Annotated in this window: 13 protein-coding genes; 8 read left to right on the top strand and 5 right to left on the bottom strand. The window is 58.3% G+C overall.

What is annotated here, in order from left to right:
* Positions 1 to 89 precede the first annotated feature (89 nt).
* The 3 genes from CU048_04300 (at position 90) to CU048_04290 (ending at position 2,282) form a co-directional block, all read left to right on the top strand.
* Positions 90 to 530, top strand: a complete 441-nt coding sequence (locus tag CU048_04300) for a lactoylglutathione lyase (protein QBR72653.1) — start codon at positions 90 to 92, stop codon at positions 528 to 530.
* Positions 445 to 1,296 (top strand): trehalose-phosphatase, encoded by an 852-nt coding sequence (gene otsB / locus CU048_04295; protein QBR70622.1) that lies wholly within the window; start codon positions 445 to 447, stop codon positions 1,294 to 1,296. The genes CU048_04300 and otsB overlap by 86 nt, the downstream gene beginning before the upstream one ends.
* Before the next feature lie 134 nt (positions 1,297 to 1,430).
* Positions 1,431 to 2,282: a hypothetical protein gene (locus CU048_04290; protein ID QBR70621.1), complete on the top strand. Its 852-nt coding sequence runs from the start codon at positions 1,431 to 1,433 to the stop codon at positions 2,280 to 2,282.
* A 16-nt stretch (positions 2,283 to 2,298) separates the two neighbouring features.
* Here the strand turns inward: CU048_04290 and CU048_04285 are convergent, their stop codons facing one another.
* The 3 genes from CU048_04285 to CU048_04275 form a co-directional block, all read right to left on the bottom strand.
* Positions 2,299 to 4,452 carry a methylmalonyl-CoA mutase gene (locus CU048_04285; protein ID QBR70620.1) on the bottom strand — a complete coding sequence of 718 codons (2,154 nt, stop codon included), beginning with the start codon at positions 4,450 to 4,452 and terminating at the stop codon, positions 2,299 to 2,301.
* A gap of 123 nt (positions 4,453 to 4,575) precedes the next feature.
* Positions 4,576 to 4,932 (bottom strand): hypothetical protein, encoded by a 357-nt coding sequence (locus tag CU048_04280; GenBank protein ID QBR70619.1) that lies wholly within the window; start codon positions 4,930 to 4,932, stop codon positions 4,576 to 4,578.
* An 80-nt stretch (positions 4,933 to 5,012) separates the two neighbouring features.
* Complete coding sequence (locus tag CU048_04275) at positions 5,013 to 6,851, bottom strand: methylmalonyl-CoA mutase (GenBank protein QBR70618.1); 1,839 nt, start codon at positions 6,849 to 6,851, stop codon at positions 5,013 to 5,015.
* Positions 6,852 to 7,059: 208 nt separating this feature from the next.
* Between CU048_04275 and CU048_04270 the strand changes: the two genes are divergently transcribed.
* Complete coding sequence (locus tag CU048_04270) at positions 7,060 to 7,686, top strand: hypothetical protein (GenBank protein QBR70617.1); 627 nt, start codon at positions 7,060 to 7,062, stop codon at positions 7,684 to 7,686.
* Positions 7,687 to 7,814: 128 nt separating this feature from the next.
* Here CU048_04270 and CU048_04265 read toward each other — a convergent pair whose 3' ends face one another.
* Positions 7,815 to 8,153, bottom strand: coding sequence for a DUF1491 domain-containing protein (locus CU048_04265; protein QBR70616.1), 339 nt, complete (start codon positions 8,151 to 8,153; stop codon positions 7,815 to 7,817).
* Positions 8,154 to 8,235: 82 nt separating this feature from the next.
* Here CU048_04265 and CU048_04260 point away from each other — a divergent pair, with 82 nt between their 5' ends.
* From CU048_04260 to CU048_04250, 3 genes are read left to right on the top strand one after another with little or no spacing between them, the layout of a single operon-like run.
* Entirely contained in the window at positions 8,236 to 9,225 is a 990-nt protein-coding gene (locus tag CU048_04260) for a recombinase XerC (protein QBR70615.1), read from the top strand.
* Between the two features lie 50 nt (positions 9,226 to 9,275).
* Positions 9,276 to 10,514 carry an oxidase gene (locus tag CU048_04255; protein ID QBR70614.1) on the top strand — a complete coding sequence of 413 codons (1,239 nt, stop codon included), beginning with the start codon at positions 9,276 to 9,278 and terminating at the stop codon, positions 10,512 to 10,514.
* A gap of 11 nt (positions 10,515 to 10,525) precedes the next feature.
* Positions 10,526 to 10,807 (top strand): sulfide dehydrogenase, encoded by a 282-nt coding sequence (locus CU048_04250; GenBank protein ID QBR70613.1) that lies wholly within the window; start codon positions 10,526 to 10,528, stop codon positions 10,805 to 10,807.
* Here the strand turns inward: CU048_04250 and CU048_04245 are convergent.
* On the bottom strand, positions 10,785 to 11,174 hold the full coding sequence (locus tag CU048_04245) for a hypothetical protein (protein QBR70612.1): 390 nt from the start codon (positions 11,172 to 11,174) through the stop codon (positions 10,785 to 10,787). The two genes, CU048_04250 and CU048_04245, sit on opposite strands and share 23 nt — an antisense overlap.
* A gap of 302 nt (positions 11,175 to 11,476) precedes the next feature.
* Here CU048_04245 and CU048_04240 point away from each other — a divergent pair, with 302 nt between their 5' ends.
* Complete coding sequence (locus tag CU048_04240; protein ID QBR70611.1) at positions 11,477 to 13,282, top strand: elongation factor 4; 1,806 nt, start codon at positions 11,477 to 11,479, stop codon at positions 13,280 to 13,282.
* Positions 13,283 to 13,397 lie beyond the last annotated feature (115 nt).

The following is a 13,397-nucleotide window of genomic DNA, read 5'->3' as shown; positions in this document are numbered from 1 at the left end:
AAAAAGAAAGCGAAAGTTTGGCTCATGCTGCGCTAGCGGCACAATCCCGCGACCTTTGAAAATGCCAAGCGGCATCGGAGGACATGATCATGGAATATCTACACACAATGGTCCGTGTCTCGGATCTCGCGCAATCGCTTGATTTCTATATCAACAAACTTGGGCTTGTCGAAACCAGGCGCGTCGAGAATGAGTCAGGCCGTTACACATTGATATTTCTCGCTGCCCCTGGCGATATGGAGCACGTCCAGAAAAGCAAGTCTCCTCTCATCGAACTGACGTATAACTGGGATAAGGAGGCTTACGACGGCGGCCGCAACTTCGGCCATCTGGCCTTTGCCGTTGAAGATATTTACGCTTTCTGTGACGGGCTCAAGAAGGCCGGTGTGACCATAAACCGGCCTCCCCGCGACGGATCGATGGCCTTCGTCCGCTCGCCAGACAATGTCTCCATCGAGCTTTTGCAAAAGGGGCCGCCCCAGCCGAAGCAAGAGCCCTGGGCCTCCATGCCCAACATTGGGGTTTGGTAGCGTTTTGGCTGATGTCCCGCTTCCCTTGCAGTCCGGCGCTTTGCTGAATTTGGCGCCACCCTCCGCATGCGCCTATTTCCTCGATGTCGATGGAACGCTGCTTGAAATCCGCCCCCGTCCCGAGGATGTTATTGCCGATCATGCTTTGCTGGCGCTGCTGGGAAACCTCAAAGAAGCTGCGAATGGTGCGCTTGGCCTTGTGAGCGGGCGCAAAATCGACGACATCGATCGTATTGTCGCGCCGCTGGTTTTGCCTGCCGCAGGCTTGCATGGGGCGGAAATCCGCTTTTCCGACGGCGCGCGGACGCCGCCGCAAGATGATGCCACGAAGATGGCGCGGACCCCGCTCGCCGATTTCGTGGACGCCCATCCGGGCTTGTTGCTTGAGGATAAGGGCGCGACGATCGCGGTGCACTTCAGGCAGCGGCCGGAGCTGGCAAGCGACGTCTTGGCCTTTCTTGCGACGCTGGCCCAGAGGACCGGTCTCTCAATCCAGGAAGGCAAGATGGTTGCCGAACTCAAGCAGGCCCACCACGACAAAGGGCGGGGCATTGATGCCTTGCTTGAACACTCGCCCTTTTTTGGGCGAAGGCCGGTTTTCATCGGGGATGATTTGACCGATGAAAGCGGCTTCCGGTTCGTCAATGCGCGGGGCGGAATTTCCGTGCGGGTCGGCACCGCCGAATTTGCAACCGATGCGCGCTATCTTTTGCCCGATCCATCGGGGGTGCGAACGGAGCTTTTTCGGCTTTTGGAGCGCGCCTGAAAGATCGGGCCGCGCCAGCTGACAATGGGCCCCGCTTGCGTTGAGCGTTGCGCATCCTGCGCATATTTGCCGCTTTGGCGATAATCGCCTATCGTCGCGCCGCGCTGGTGCGCGCGGTCTTCCCTTAAGTTTTCATGGAGTCGAGAATGCATCCGGTCCCCGCGTTTTTTTTGGACAACGCAAAAGACATGATGCGGCTGGGGCTCACGTTCCCCTTCAGATATGTGAAGATGCTGTTATCGGATCCTTATTATGTGTCCGTGCGGGGCGCCGGTCCGATCTGTATTCGTAAAAAGTCAAACGACCTTTGGGTCACGAGGCAGGTCTTTCGCACCCGGCAATATGAGCTGGGGCATTTTCCGCAGGCCGATCGAATCAGCAAGCGGTACAGGCAAATTCTGGAGAGCGGGAAAATTCCATTGATCATCGATGCCGGTGCCAATAATGGCTGCTCGGCTCTGTGGTTTGCGAAAAAATTTCCGCAGTCCAAAGTTGTTGCGATTGAACCGGATCCGGAAAATTGCGAGATGGCCCGGATCAATACAAAGGCGAACCCAAGCATAACGGTGATCGAAGCTGCCGTCGGGGGTGCGCCCGGGTCGGTTACATTGGCCAATCCGTTTCAGGAAACCTGGGGGATCCAAACCAGACGCGGCGGAACCGGCAAGAAGGTGGAAATATGCACGATCAACGACATCATCGCGTCGTGCGGACCCGAATGCGAGCTATTCCTTGCCAAGATAGATATAGAAGGCTTCGAGACGGATGTGTTCAGCGCCAATACCGAATGGCTGTCAAAGGCCATGGTGGTTATTGTCGAGCTGCACGACTGGATGCTTCCCGGCCAATTTTCCAGTCTCGCTTTTCAGCGCGCGATTGCCCAGCATAAATTTGAAATCATGATCTCGATCGAAAATCTTATTTACATCGGCGATTTCGACCCCGCCTTGATAAATGCGCAGTTGCAGACCGCCGACGCCAAATAGTTGGGTTTGGCCCTTGCTATTCCGCCACGCCCTTCTGCTGGTAGCCATGCCGGTGGTTTAGTTCTTCGATCAGACGTGCCGCCGCCTGCGGGATCGCCGTTCCGGGCGGAAAAATTTCTGCCGCTCCAGCATCGCGCAGCGCCGCAAAATCCTGGGACGGGATGACCCCGCCGACGACGATCATGATATCGGGCCGGTTTTGCCGATCGAGCGCCGCACGCAATTGCGGCACGCAGGTCAAATGACCGGCAGCGAGCGACGAAACGCCGATGACGTGCACGTTGTTTTCGACCGCTTGCCGCGCGGCTTCCTCGGGCGTTGCAAACAGCGGCCCCACGATGACATCGAAACCAAAATCACCGAACGCGGATGCAACCACTTTCTGACCGCGATCGTGCCCATCCTGTCCGATCTTGGCGATGAGAATGCGAGGGCGCCGACCGTCATTTTCGGCAAACGCGTCGATGATGCTTTTGACGTGGGAGACGGCCGGCGATCTGGCTTCCGTCGCGTAGACGCCGGAAACCATCTTCACTTCGGCGCGATGGCGGCCGTAGATTTTTTCGAGCGCGAAGGATATTTCGCCGACAGTCGCCTTGGCCCGCGCAGCTTCGACGGCAAGCTCCAAGAGATTGGCAGTACCCGCGGCGCCCTCGGTCAAAGCATCCAGCGTGCGTTGCACGAGCGCCGGATCGCGCTCGGCCTTGAGGCGGTCGAGCTTGGCAATCTGCTGCGATCGAACGGCGGCCGTGTCGACCCGCAAAATCTCGACCTCCGGCTCGAACGCCTGTCTGAAGATATTCACTCCGATCACGGACTGGGTTCCGCTATCGATCCGGGCCTGGGTTCGTGTGGCGGCTTCCTCGATATGCAGTTTCGGAATGCCTGCCTCGATGGCTTTCACCATGCCGCCGGCCGCTTCGATTTCGTCGATGTGCGCCAGAACGCGGCGAGCCAGGTCGGCGGTGAGGCGCTCGACATAGTAAGAGCCGCCCCAAGGATCGATGATCCGGTTCGTGCCGCTTTCCTGTTGCAGGAAAAGCTGGGTGTTGCGGGCGATGCGGGCCGAGAAGTCGCTTGGCAAGGCCAGCGCTTCATCGAATGCATTCGTGTGCAAGGACTGGGTATGCCCTTGGGTCGCCGCCATCGCCTCGATCTCGGTGCGCAGGATATTGTTGAATACATCCTGCGCCGCGAGCGACCAGCCGGACGTCTGGGTGTGCATCCGCAGCACGGAGCTCTTTTCCGATTGGGGATTGAAAGCCCTCATGAGCTTTGCCCAAACAAGACGTGCGGCGCGAAGCTTTGCGACCTCCATGAAAAAATTCATTGATGTCGCGAAGAAGAACGAGAGCCGTGGTGCGAATTCGTCAACGCCAAGACCGGCCCGCAGACCGGCGCGGACATATTCCATGCCATCGGCCAGTGTATAGGCGAGTTCGAGATCGGCGGTCGCCCCTGCTTCCTGCATGTGATAGCCGGAGATGGAAATCGAATTGAACTTCGGCATGTGTCGCGCCGTATAGGCGAAAATGTCGGACACGATCCGCAAGGAAGGCTCGGGCGGGTAGATATAGGTATTGCGAACCATAAACTCTTTGAGAATATCGTTTTGGATCGTGCCGGTCAGTTTGGCGTGCGGTACGCCTTGCTCCTCCGCGGCGACGATGTAGAGAGCGAGCACCGGCAGAACCGCGCCGCTCATCGTCATCGACACCGACATTTGATCCAGCGGAATCCCAGAGAAAAGCGTCCGCATGTCGTAAATGGAATCGATGGCGACGCCAGCCATGCCGACATCGGCGGCGACCCGCGGGTGATCCGAATCATAGCCCCGATGGGTGGCGAGATCGAAAGCGACCGAGAGTCCCTTTTGCCCGGCGGCAAGATTGCGGCGGTAGAAGGCGTTCGACTCTTCGGCGCTCGAATAGCCGGCATATTGCCGGATCGTCCAGGGACGCTCGGCATACATGGTGGGATAGGGGCCGCGCAAATACGGCGCAAGGCCTGGAAATGTGTCGAGGCAGTCGAGCCCGGCAATATCGCTCGCATCGTAGTGCGATTTGAGCGTCATGCCCTCTGGCGTTGCCCAGGCGAGTGCGGAGACCCCATCGGACTTGTCCGCCGCCAAAGCGAAGGGCAGTTGCGCAAAATCGGGAATGCGGCTCACAGGCACCTCCCAGCCATGAATCGCCGCGGATGCGCCAGATTATAGTAAGTTGCGCCTTAACAAGCCATCATGATGCCAGGCTGCTTCTGCGGCGTGCCGCGTGTTCGGCACGCCCCGCCTAGCTTAGCTATGCCGACTGGCGTGCCAGGAACCTGCGCACTGCAGGGATGGCGATGACCAAGTGCCCGAGCCTGAGCCTTCGGCGAGCCGTCCGGTCACATGCGCGACTTTATCCATGCGCCGAAACGCCAGGGCCACGATGCCACGCCGGTTGATCTGCCCGCTGGCTTCCATCGGCGTATCGCCGGCCGAGGTGATGTGGCCGCCGGATATTGCGATCGACCAATGATAGGCTCTATCGCAATCGCCTTGCTGCGTGGTGATGTCGACAGCATAGACCCCGTCGTGCGAATGCGGTGTTTCGAAAGACCTGCGCTGCGCCTGGGCAGTATCGACCCATGACAACAGACTAGCGCCCATCAACGCAGCAGCGGAAACACGCGCAAAAGACTTCAATCTCATCCTCTTTCCCTTCTCATTTATTTTCTTCCTTCGTATTCCTAGCGGTCACGAACGGCTATGCTGACCGCATCCGACAGAATAGCCAGAGCATTGCTATCCGCACAAATCAATTTCACAGCCCAGGCTTCCAACAGAGCTGCATCTGCGGTCTTTGGTCCCGCAAGATAGATGCGCATGGCTCCTGCAGTGTGTAACGCCTGCGCAAAATTCGTCAGAGCCACATTCGTCATTGCCTGCGTGCAAATGCAGGCAATCTTGCAACCCGATTCGCGGAAAGCATCGCTCGCGTGTTGCGCCGTCTCAAAGCCGCCCTGGGGTTGAGCTTCGAGCCCTGCCACGGCGAAGAAGTTCGTGGCGAAGGTTGAGGCCGGCGTGAAGTCCGAAGCAACGCCAAGATTGGCGAGAAATATTTTCGGCCTTGTGCCGGTCCGCGAAAATTCTTCGTCGGAAACAGCGCGGAAAATTTCGTATGGCTCGGCGTCTCGGTGCGAAGGCAGGGGCGTGAAATTCGTCACCGCGGGCGCGCGATCGTCGATCACCGAAGACGTTCCTAGCACGCGAATTGTCGTTTCGCCAAATGCGGGAAACTCGCTCGTACCTGTAATCGCAAGTTTGCGATGCGCGATGGCGTCGTATCTTGCCGCCGCCGTCGCGGCGATCTCTCTTTGCGGTAATCCGGCTTGAAGACTCTTGGTCATGCCTCCCTGCGCCTCGAGGCTTTGGAACAGGCTCCAAGCCTGCTCGCAGAGCTTTGCGGTCAGGGCCTCAAAGCTCCCCGCTCCAGCCGCCGGGTCGGCGACCTTGGCGAGGCTAGCCTCATGAATCAAAACGAGTTGCGTGTTGCGCGCGATGCGGCGCGCAAATTCATCGGGCAGGCCAAGCGCGAGGGTGAACGGCAAAGCTGTGATTGTATCCGCGCCGCCGACACCAGCCGCAAAAACCCCCATCGTCGCGCGCAGAATATTCACGAACGGATCATGCCTCGTCATCATTCGGAAAGAGGTTTCCGCATGAAGACGAAGGGGTTGCGACACAAGATCGCAGGCACTTTCAACGCGGGCCCAAAGCCGCCGCAGCGCGCGAAATTTGGCGAGACTCAAAAATTCATCGGCATCGGCTGTGAGAAGAAAAGCGATTTCGTCACGCGCATCTTCAAGCGAAAGACCTTGCGCTTCGAGCAGCCTCAAATATTCGACGCCGGTGGCGATGACGCACGCTAACTCCTGGGCTTCGCCGGCACCGGCCTCATGATATGGCCGCCCATCGGCAAGCAAGAGATGTCCGGCAAATCCGGCATCTCGCAGCATTCCATGGGTCTTCGCCAAGTCCTGCGAAAGCGCCGGTCGTGCAATGCCAGAGCGTGCCGAGAGCCCCACCGGATCATAAGCGAAATCGACATCGAGCGCGGCCGAGGTCAGGCGCCGTTGTTGCGCAAGGAACGCGAAATTTGATGCGACGTCGAGCGCGCGCGCACCGGCGTCTAACCGAAGCGGCACCAGATCGAGGTCGATGTCGGCAAGCACGCGATCAAGAACATGTTCGTCATCAATCCGCACACCAAATCCCCGCGCGGCCGGCGTCGATGCAATCGTGAGGGTCAATGCATCGGCACCCCCTTCGAGATCGGCGCGGGCCATTTGGTTCGCTGTCTCGGGATCGGGATGATCGATGCGTTGCGAGATTTTCCACGCGCCGGGTTTTTGCCGCAGCGTGCGGGCGCTTTCAATAAGGGAGCGGTTGTAAAGCGGCTCGATCCTCAAGCCTTCGAAGGTCGTTGAGACGAGACTTTCAAACGACCGGCCGTCGAGGAAACGCTCGACCAGTCTTTTCCACTCCGCCTCGGTTGCGGGCGGAAAAATTTCAGGACTGTCAGTCATGCGCGCTCCGATTCCGGAAGCTCTTTTTTCGCATGGGGCGGGGTAGGAGGCTAGGGAGGAAGGAGTTAGCTTGGCCAATTGCGGTTAGAATTTCGCTATTTACTATTACCTTGTTACAAGGTACAAGGTACAAGGTACAAGGTACAAGGTACAAGGTACAAGGTACAAGGTACAAGGTAATAGTAAATGGTCAATCTAGGAGCATGCGATGATGCCGGTGATTCGAATTTCCCAAAATACCTGGGACCGATTGAAGACCCACGCGATCCCATTGGAGGATAGCCCCGATGACATCGTCAATCGGGCGCTAGATGCTTTGGACGTATCAATGGGGAGACATCGGATCCAAACTGAAATGGCAGCTCAAAAACCGGCGCTCAACGCGTCGGGTCGTGGAAAGAAGCTGCCACAAAGGGACTTTCGTCTCCCGTTGCTTGAAACGCTTTATGAATTGGGCGGCGGTGGCTCAACGCATGAAATTAGGGCGCTTATGGAAACCGAGATGAAGCCACACCTCAATCCCGCGGATTATGAACCCGTTTCAAGTGGTGATCCACGATGGTGGAACGCTGTTTGTTGGGAGCGGAACGGCTTGGTGAAGGACGGACTTTTGCGTGCCGATTCACAAAGGGGAGTTTGGGAGCTCAGCGACAAGGGGATAGATTTCATTGCTAAAGAAGTAGGTTACGTCGCAATCATGCCGTTCGAAATTAGGGTCGATGGTAAGAAGATTGCCTTCAAAAAGGGCCAGGACATACCCATGAGCCTTCTCGACAAGTCGGTTTCAGAGGGGTGGAACAAGAAATTGGTCAAAAAGCGATCGATTAGCTGCTGAAACCACGCCCGATCGACACCTCATTCATTAGCAATTCTCGAAAGCAATGCTTGCATAGCGAGCCCATTGCTGCACCTTGAGGAATTATATTTTCCGACGCAATCATACCAATTGTTTCGCCGCACAAATCACTCCACGACATCGAGGAAACAGCGGCCTTCGCGATCTTCCGTTTCGATGATCCAGACATCCGGGTCGAAGTGGATTTCGCGGGCGATACGCTCCTCGGTCTTGGCCGGATCGATCCAGGGGTCGCTATGGAGCCGCGCGAAAACACGCTCCCGGCCGTCCACGACCTCGCTTTGCGGCGCCGGCCCAAACAAGGCGGCGGCGCCGTCGAGCCGGTCGATCTTCACGAAAATGGCGCCGGCTTCCGCCGCGCCCCGCCGGCGCAGCACGGAATAGGCGCCTTCGATTGCGCAACGTCTCAGATAGGCCGAAACCCAGATATCGGCGCGTAATCGCATGACGTATTTTTCGCCGAACAGGGCCGGGGATTTTGGAGCCCCGACAAGGAATTGTTAGGACTCGGACGAGCTATGATCAAGCATGAGTGATGCGCCGATCCAAAATAAAGCCCAAGTCACAGCTGGCCTGCCCGATTTTTCACCAGCCGATGCCGGGCTTTCGGCGCAGGCCCAGGCCTGGATCTCGCATTTGGCGGGCGAGCGCCGCGTTTCAGCGCATACGCTCATGTCTTACGGGCGGGATCTCCGCCAATTCTTGAAATTTGCCGCGACCCATTTTGGCGAGGCGCCCTCGCTTTCGACCTTTGAAAGCCTGGTGGCGGCCGATCTGCGGGCGTTTCTCGGCGCTCGGCGTGGCGAAGGCGCCGGCAGCCGCTCTTTGTTGCGCCAGCTCGCGGGCCTGCGTTCCTTCGCGCGCTATTTGGAACGCAATGGCAAAGGCAAGGCACTGGCCTTTTCGGCGCTGCGACCGCCCAAAATTCAGCGCGGCTTGCCACACCCATTGAGCGTCGATGGGGCGCGTCGCGTGGTTCAGGCGGAGGCGCGGACCGGGGAGGAAAGACCGGCATGGGTCATCGCCCGCGACGCCGCCGTTTTAGGTCTGCTGTATGGCGCCGGACTGCGCATTTCGGAAGCCTTGGCGATTAAGCGGTCGCAGGCGCCGATTGGCCCGCTCGATGTCTTGACGGTGGTCGGCAAGGGTCAAAAAAGCCGTGCGGTGCCGGTGATCGCCCCAGTGCGGCAGGCGATCGAAACCTATCTCGGCCTTTGCCCCTATGCGCTGGCACCGGATGCGCCTTTGTTCGTGGGCGTCAAGGGCGGCCCGCTAAGTCCACGGATCATCCAGCTTGTCGTTGAGCGTTTGCGCGGCGCGCTGGGTCTTGCCGAAAGTGCGACACCGCATGCGCTGCGCCATTCCTTCGCAACCCATCTTCTGGGGCGCGGCGGCGATCTCCGCAGCATCCAGGAACTTTTGGGCCACGCCTCGCTTTCTACGACACAGATTTACACCGCCGTGGATAGTGCGCGCCTTCTCGAAGTCTATCGCTCCGCGCATCCACGCGGCCGTTAATCGGGTGAAGGGAAAATAAAGTTCCGGCGCCGCTGAGGCGGAGAACGCAAGTGATTACGCGACGCGGTGTGCTTGAAGCGGCAGGAGCCAGCTTGGCGGGAGCAGGGGGCTTGCCCACCTGGGCGCGTGGCGCTCAATCCCAACCAAGCGATGCGTTGTGGCTGTCGCCCTTATTACCCGCCGGAACCCGCGCCTATGCCGCTCTCGAAACCCTCCCTGGCAAGAAGCCGCTGATCCGGCTCACCTCCAAGCCGCCGAACTATGAATCGCCGCTCGGATATTTCCGCACGGCGATCACACCCAATGACGAATTCTTCGTGCGCTACCATCTCGCCGACATCCCGGAAATCGAGGCGAGCAGTTGGAAATTGGATGTTGGCGGAGAGGGCGCCAACGGCGCAGTGCAAATCAGCCTCGATGAATTGAAGAAACTGCCGTCGTTCGAAATCATTGCCGTTTGTCAGTGTTCGGGCAATCGGCGCGGCCTGGTCCAGCCGCATGTGGCTGGCGTCCAATGGGGATATGGCGGGATGGGCTGCGCACGTTGGAAGGGCGCACGGCTCAAGGATGTTCTGGATCTTGCGGGCCTCAAGAAGGACGCGTTGGAAGTGGTGTTCGATGCCGCCGATGGTCCTCTGATCGTTGAAACGCCGGACTTCGCGAAAAGCCTTCCCTTATCGAAAGCGGTCGAGGAAACGACGCTCATTGCCTATGAGATGAATGGCGAGCCGCTGCCGCATTGGAATGGTTTTCCGGCCCGGATTGTCGTGCCTGGCTGGACCGCGACCTATTGGGTGAAACATCTCACCAAGCTCACGGTGGTGACTAGGCCTTTCGAGGGATACTGGATGAAGACGGCCTATCGCATTCCGCTTGGGAAGTTTCCGCTGGTTGCGCGGTTCAAATCGCAGGGGACGGAAACTAACACGCCGATTACCGAAATGGTCGTGAACTCGCTGATCACGACTCCCTTCGACGGCACCCATTTGAAGGTCGGACTGGCTACTTCCGTCAGCGGGATCGCCTGGGATGGCGGCTATGGCATCAGCGAGGTCGATGTCTCCCTCGACGGGGGCAAAAGCTGGACTGAGACAAGGCTCGGGGAGGATCTCGGCCGATTTGCGTTTCGCAGTTGGAGTTATGAGTTCACGCCCCGGCGCCATGGCAAATTTGCGGTCATGGCTCGCGCCACCAACAAAATAGGCCAGACCCAAACCCAGGAGCTAATCCAAAATCCGGGCGGCTACCACCACAACGTCCCGCAAAGCGTGACGCTCGATGTCGTGTGAGGGAGGAAATAATGCGGTGGTTCGCACTTCTCGCCGGGCTGGCGTTCATCCCCTCTTTAGCGATTGCCGATGAGAAACCCGTTCAACTTAAAGCCGCGCCGGGGCTCGAAACGGTCGAGGCGAATTGCTCAGTCTGTCATAGTCTCGCTTATATCGAGATGAATTCGCCGTTCCTCGATGCTGCGCATTGGGAGGCCGAGGTGACCAAGATGACCAAGACTTATGGGGCTCCCATCAATCCGGCGGATGCCAAGATAATCTTGGATTATCTCACGCAGACTTACGGGGGGTGATCTGGTCCTGCAAAGGAAGCTTCTTCGCACGTTGGGGGGGAGTTTGCACTGATGGGTCGCGGAAGGGCTTCGTCTCCCGGGCAGCAGATCTGAGATTTAGGGGCGCGGACGCCGATGTTTCCCGAAATCGCTGGAGAAACGGCGAAAAGGCCTGCAACCCCAGTCCAGTGACGCAGCCAAGTTGGAAGCTGGTGATGACCCCGACAGTTTGGAAACCCCAACCGAGAAGGTTGGGCTCCAAATGCGAGGGGCTGATCAGGATGAGGACAATGGCGAGCCCAAATGCCGGCACCAGAACATAGAACCTGAAATACAGCGCCAGAATAGCCCCGAAATAGAAAAAGCTGCCGAGGACAAGGATGTCCATCTCGCCATTCTCCTCTTGGGAAGAAACCGGCTCACGAGGAGCTGATAGCTGAATATTATGATATGTGAATAAACGTCTGATCAAAAAAGGCTGTTAAAAACATACTATTACTTGACCAGAGCCTTTAGTGTTCATCCGAGTGAAGAACTCTGCAAGGCCCGTTTGGGTCAGAGGGTTTCCAACCTCGAACCCTGCGCAACGTAGCTCTCGGCAACCATCCCCGCTGTGCCGACCGACACGTTCGATAGAACCCCTGCGGGTTCGCCTTTCCTTCGCGGCGCGCGCCTGCTATCCCGGCTCGCATGACGATTCATGCTCTTGAAAACATCCGCAATTTTTCCATCGTTGCCCATATCGACCACGGCAAATCCACCCTCGCCGACCGGCTGATCCAATCGACCGGGACCGTGGCCGCGCGGGATATGGTGGAACAGGTGCTCGATTCGATGGACATCGAGCGAGAGCGCGGCATTACCATCAAGGCCCAGACGGTCCGGCTGGAATACAAGGCGAAGGACGGCAAAACCTATATTTTGAACTTGATGGACACGCCCGGCCACGTCGATTTCGCCTATGAAGTGTCCCGCTCGCTCGCGGCCTGCGAGGGCTCGTTGCTGGTGGTGGATGCGAGCCAAGGGGTCGAGGCGCAGACCCTCGCCAATGTCTACCACGCGCTCGATGCCGGCCATGAGATCGTGCCGGTCTTGAACAAGATCGATCTTCCCGCCGCCGAGCCCGAGCGGATCAAGCAGCAGATCGAGGATGTGATTGGTCTCGACGCGTCCCAAGCCGTGCTGATTTCGGCCAAGACCGGGCTCGGCATCGACCTTGTCCTGGAGGCCATCGTCACCCGGCTGCCGCCGCCAAAGGGCGATGAGACCGCTCCTTTGAAGGCGCTTCTCGTCGATTCCTGGTACGACGCCTATCTCGGTGTCGTCGTGCTTGTGCGGGTGATCGACGGGACGCTGAAGAAGCACCAGAAGATCAAAATGATGGGAACGGACGCCCATTATGAGGTCGATAAGATCGGCGTGTTTCGCCCCAAGATGCAGGATGTCGCCGAGCTGGGCCCGGGGGAAGTGGGTTTCATCACCGCGCAGATCAAGCAAGTCGCCGATACGCGCGTCGGCGATACTATCACCGACGAGCGGCGGCCTTGTACCGAAGCCCTGCCCGGATTCAAACCCGCGCAGCCGGTGGTTTTCTGCGGTTTGTTTCCAGTCGATGCCGCTGATTTTAGCGATCTCCGCGCGGCGATGGGAAGGCTCCGCCTCAATGACGCGAGCTTCTCCTATGAAATGGAAAGCTCGGCGGCGCTGGGGTTTGGTTTCCGCTGCGGGTTTTTGGGGCTTCTCCACCTAGAGATCATCCAGGAGCGGCTCGAGCGCGAATTCAACCTCGATCTCATCGCGACCGCGCCTTCGGTGGTCTATCGGATCGTGCAGCGGGGCGATGCGACCATTGAGCTGCACAATCCGGCCGACATGCCCGATCCGACCAAGATCGAAACGATTGAGGAACCCTGGATCCGCGCGACCATTCTGACGCCTGATGATTACCTCGGTGCCGTGCTGAAACTTTGCCAGGAGAGGCGCGGGATTCAGATCGATTTGAATTACGTCGGCAAGCGGGCGATGGCGACCTATGATCTGCCGCTCAATGAAGTCGTGTTCGATTTCTACGACCGGCTGAAATCGATCTCGAAAGGCTATGCGAGTTTCGATTACGCGATCACCGATTATCGCCCCGGCGATCTGGTCAAGATGTCGATTCTCGTCAATGCCGAACCGGTTGACGCGCTCTCCATGCTGGTGCACCGCGACCGTGCCGATCTTCGCGGCCGAGCCATGGTGGAAAAGTTGAAGGAACTCATCCCGCAGCACATGTTTCAGATCCCGATCCAGGCAGCGATCGGAGGAAAGATCATCGCTCGCGAGACCGTGCGGGCGCTGCGTAAGGATGTGACCGCCAAATGTTATGGCGGCGACGTGACGCGCAAGCGCAAGCTGTTGGAAAAGCAGAAAGCCGGCAAGAAAAAGATGCGGCAGTTCGGCAAGGTCGAGATTCCGCAGGAAGCCTTTATCGCCGCGCTGAAAATGGATAGTTGAACTGCTAATTGCGAGAACGCCACGCGTGCGGGGCCGGCGCGTGTTGGGGGGGCCGAGCCCGCGCGTTAATCCTAATTAAAGGTGAATGCCCCCACCCCCTGAATTGGCGCTATGA

The organism is Beijerinckiaceae bacterium (assembly GCA_004564215.1).
Taxonomy (GTDB): Bacteria; Pseudomonadota; Alphaproteobacteria; order Rhizobiales; family Beijerinckiaceae; genus Methylocapsa.
Note: the sequence above shows the minus strand (reverse complement) of the source record. Positions and strands in the feature narration are given on the sequence as shown.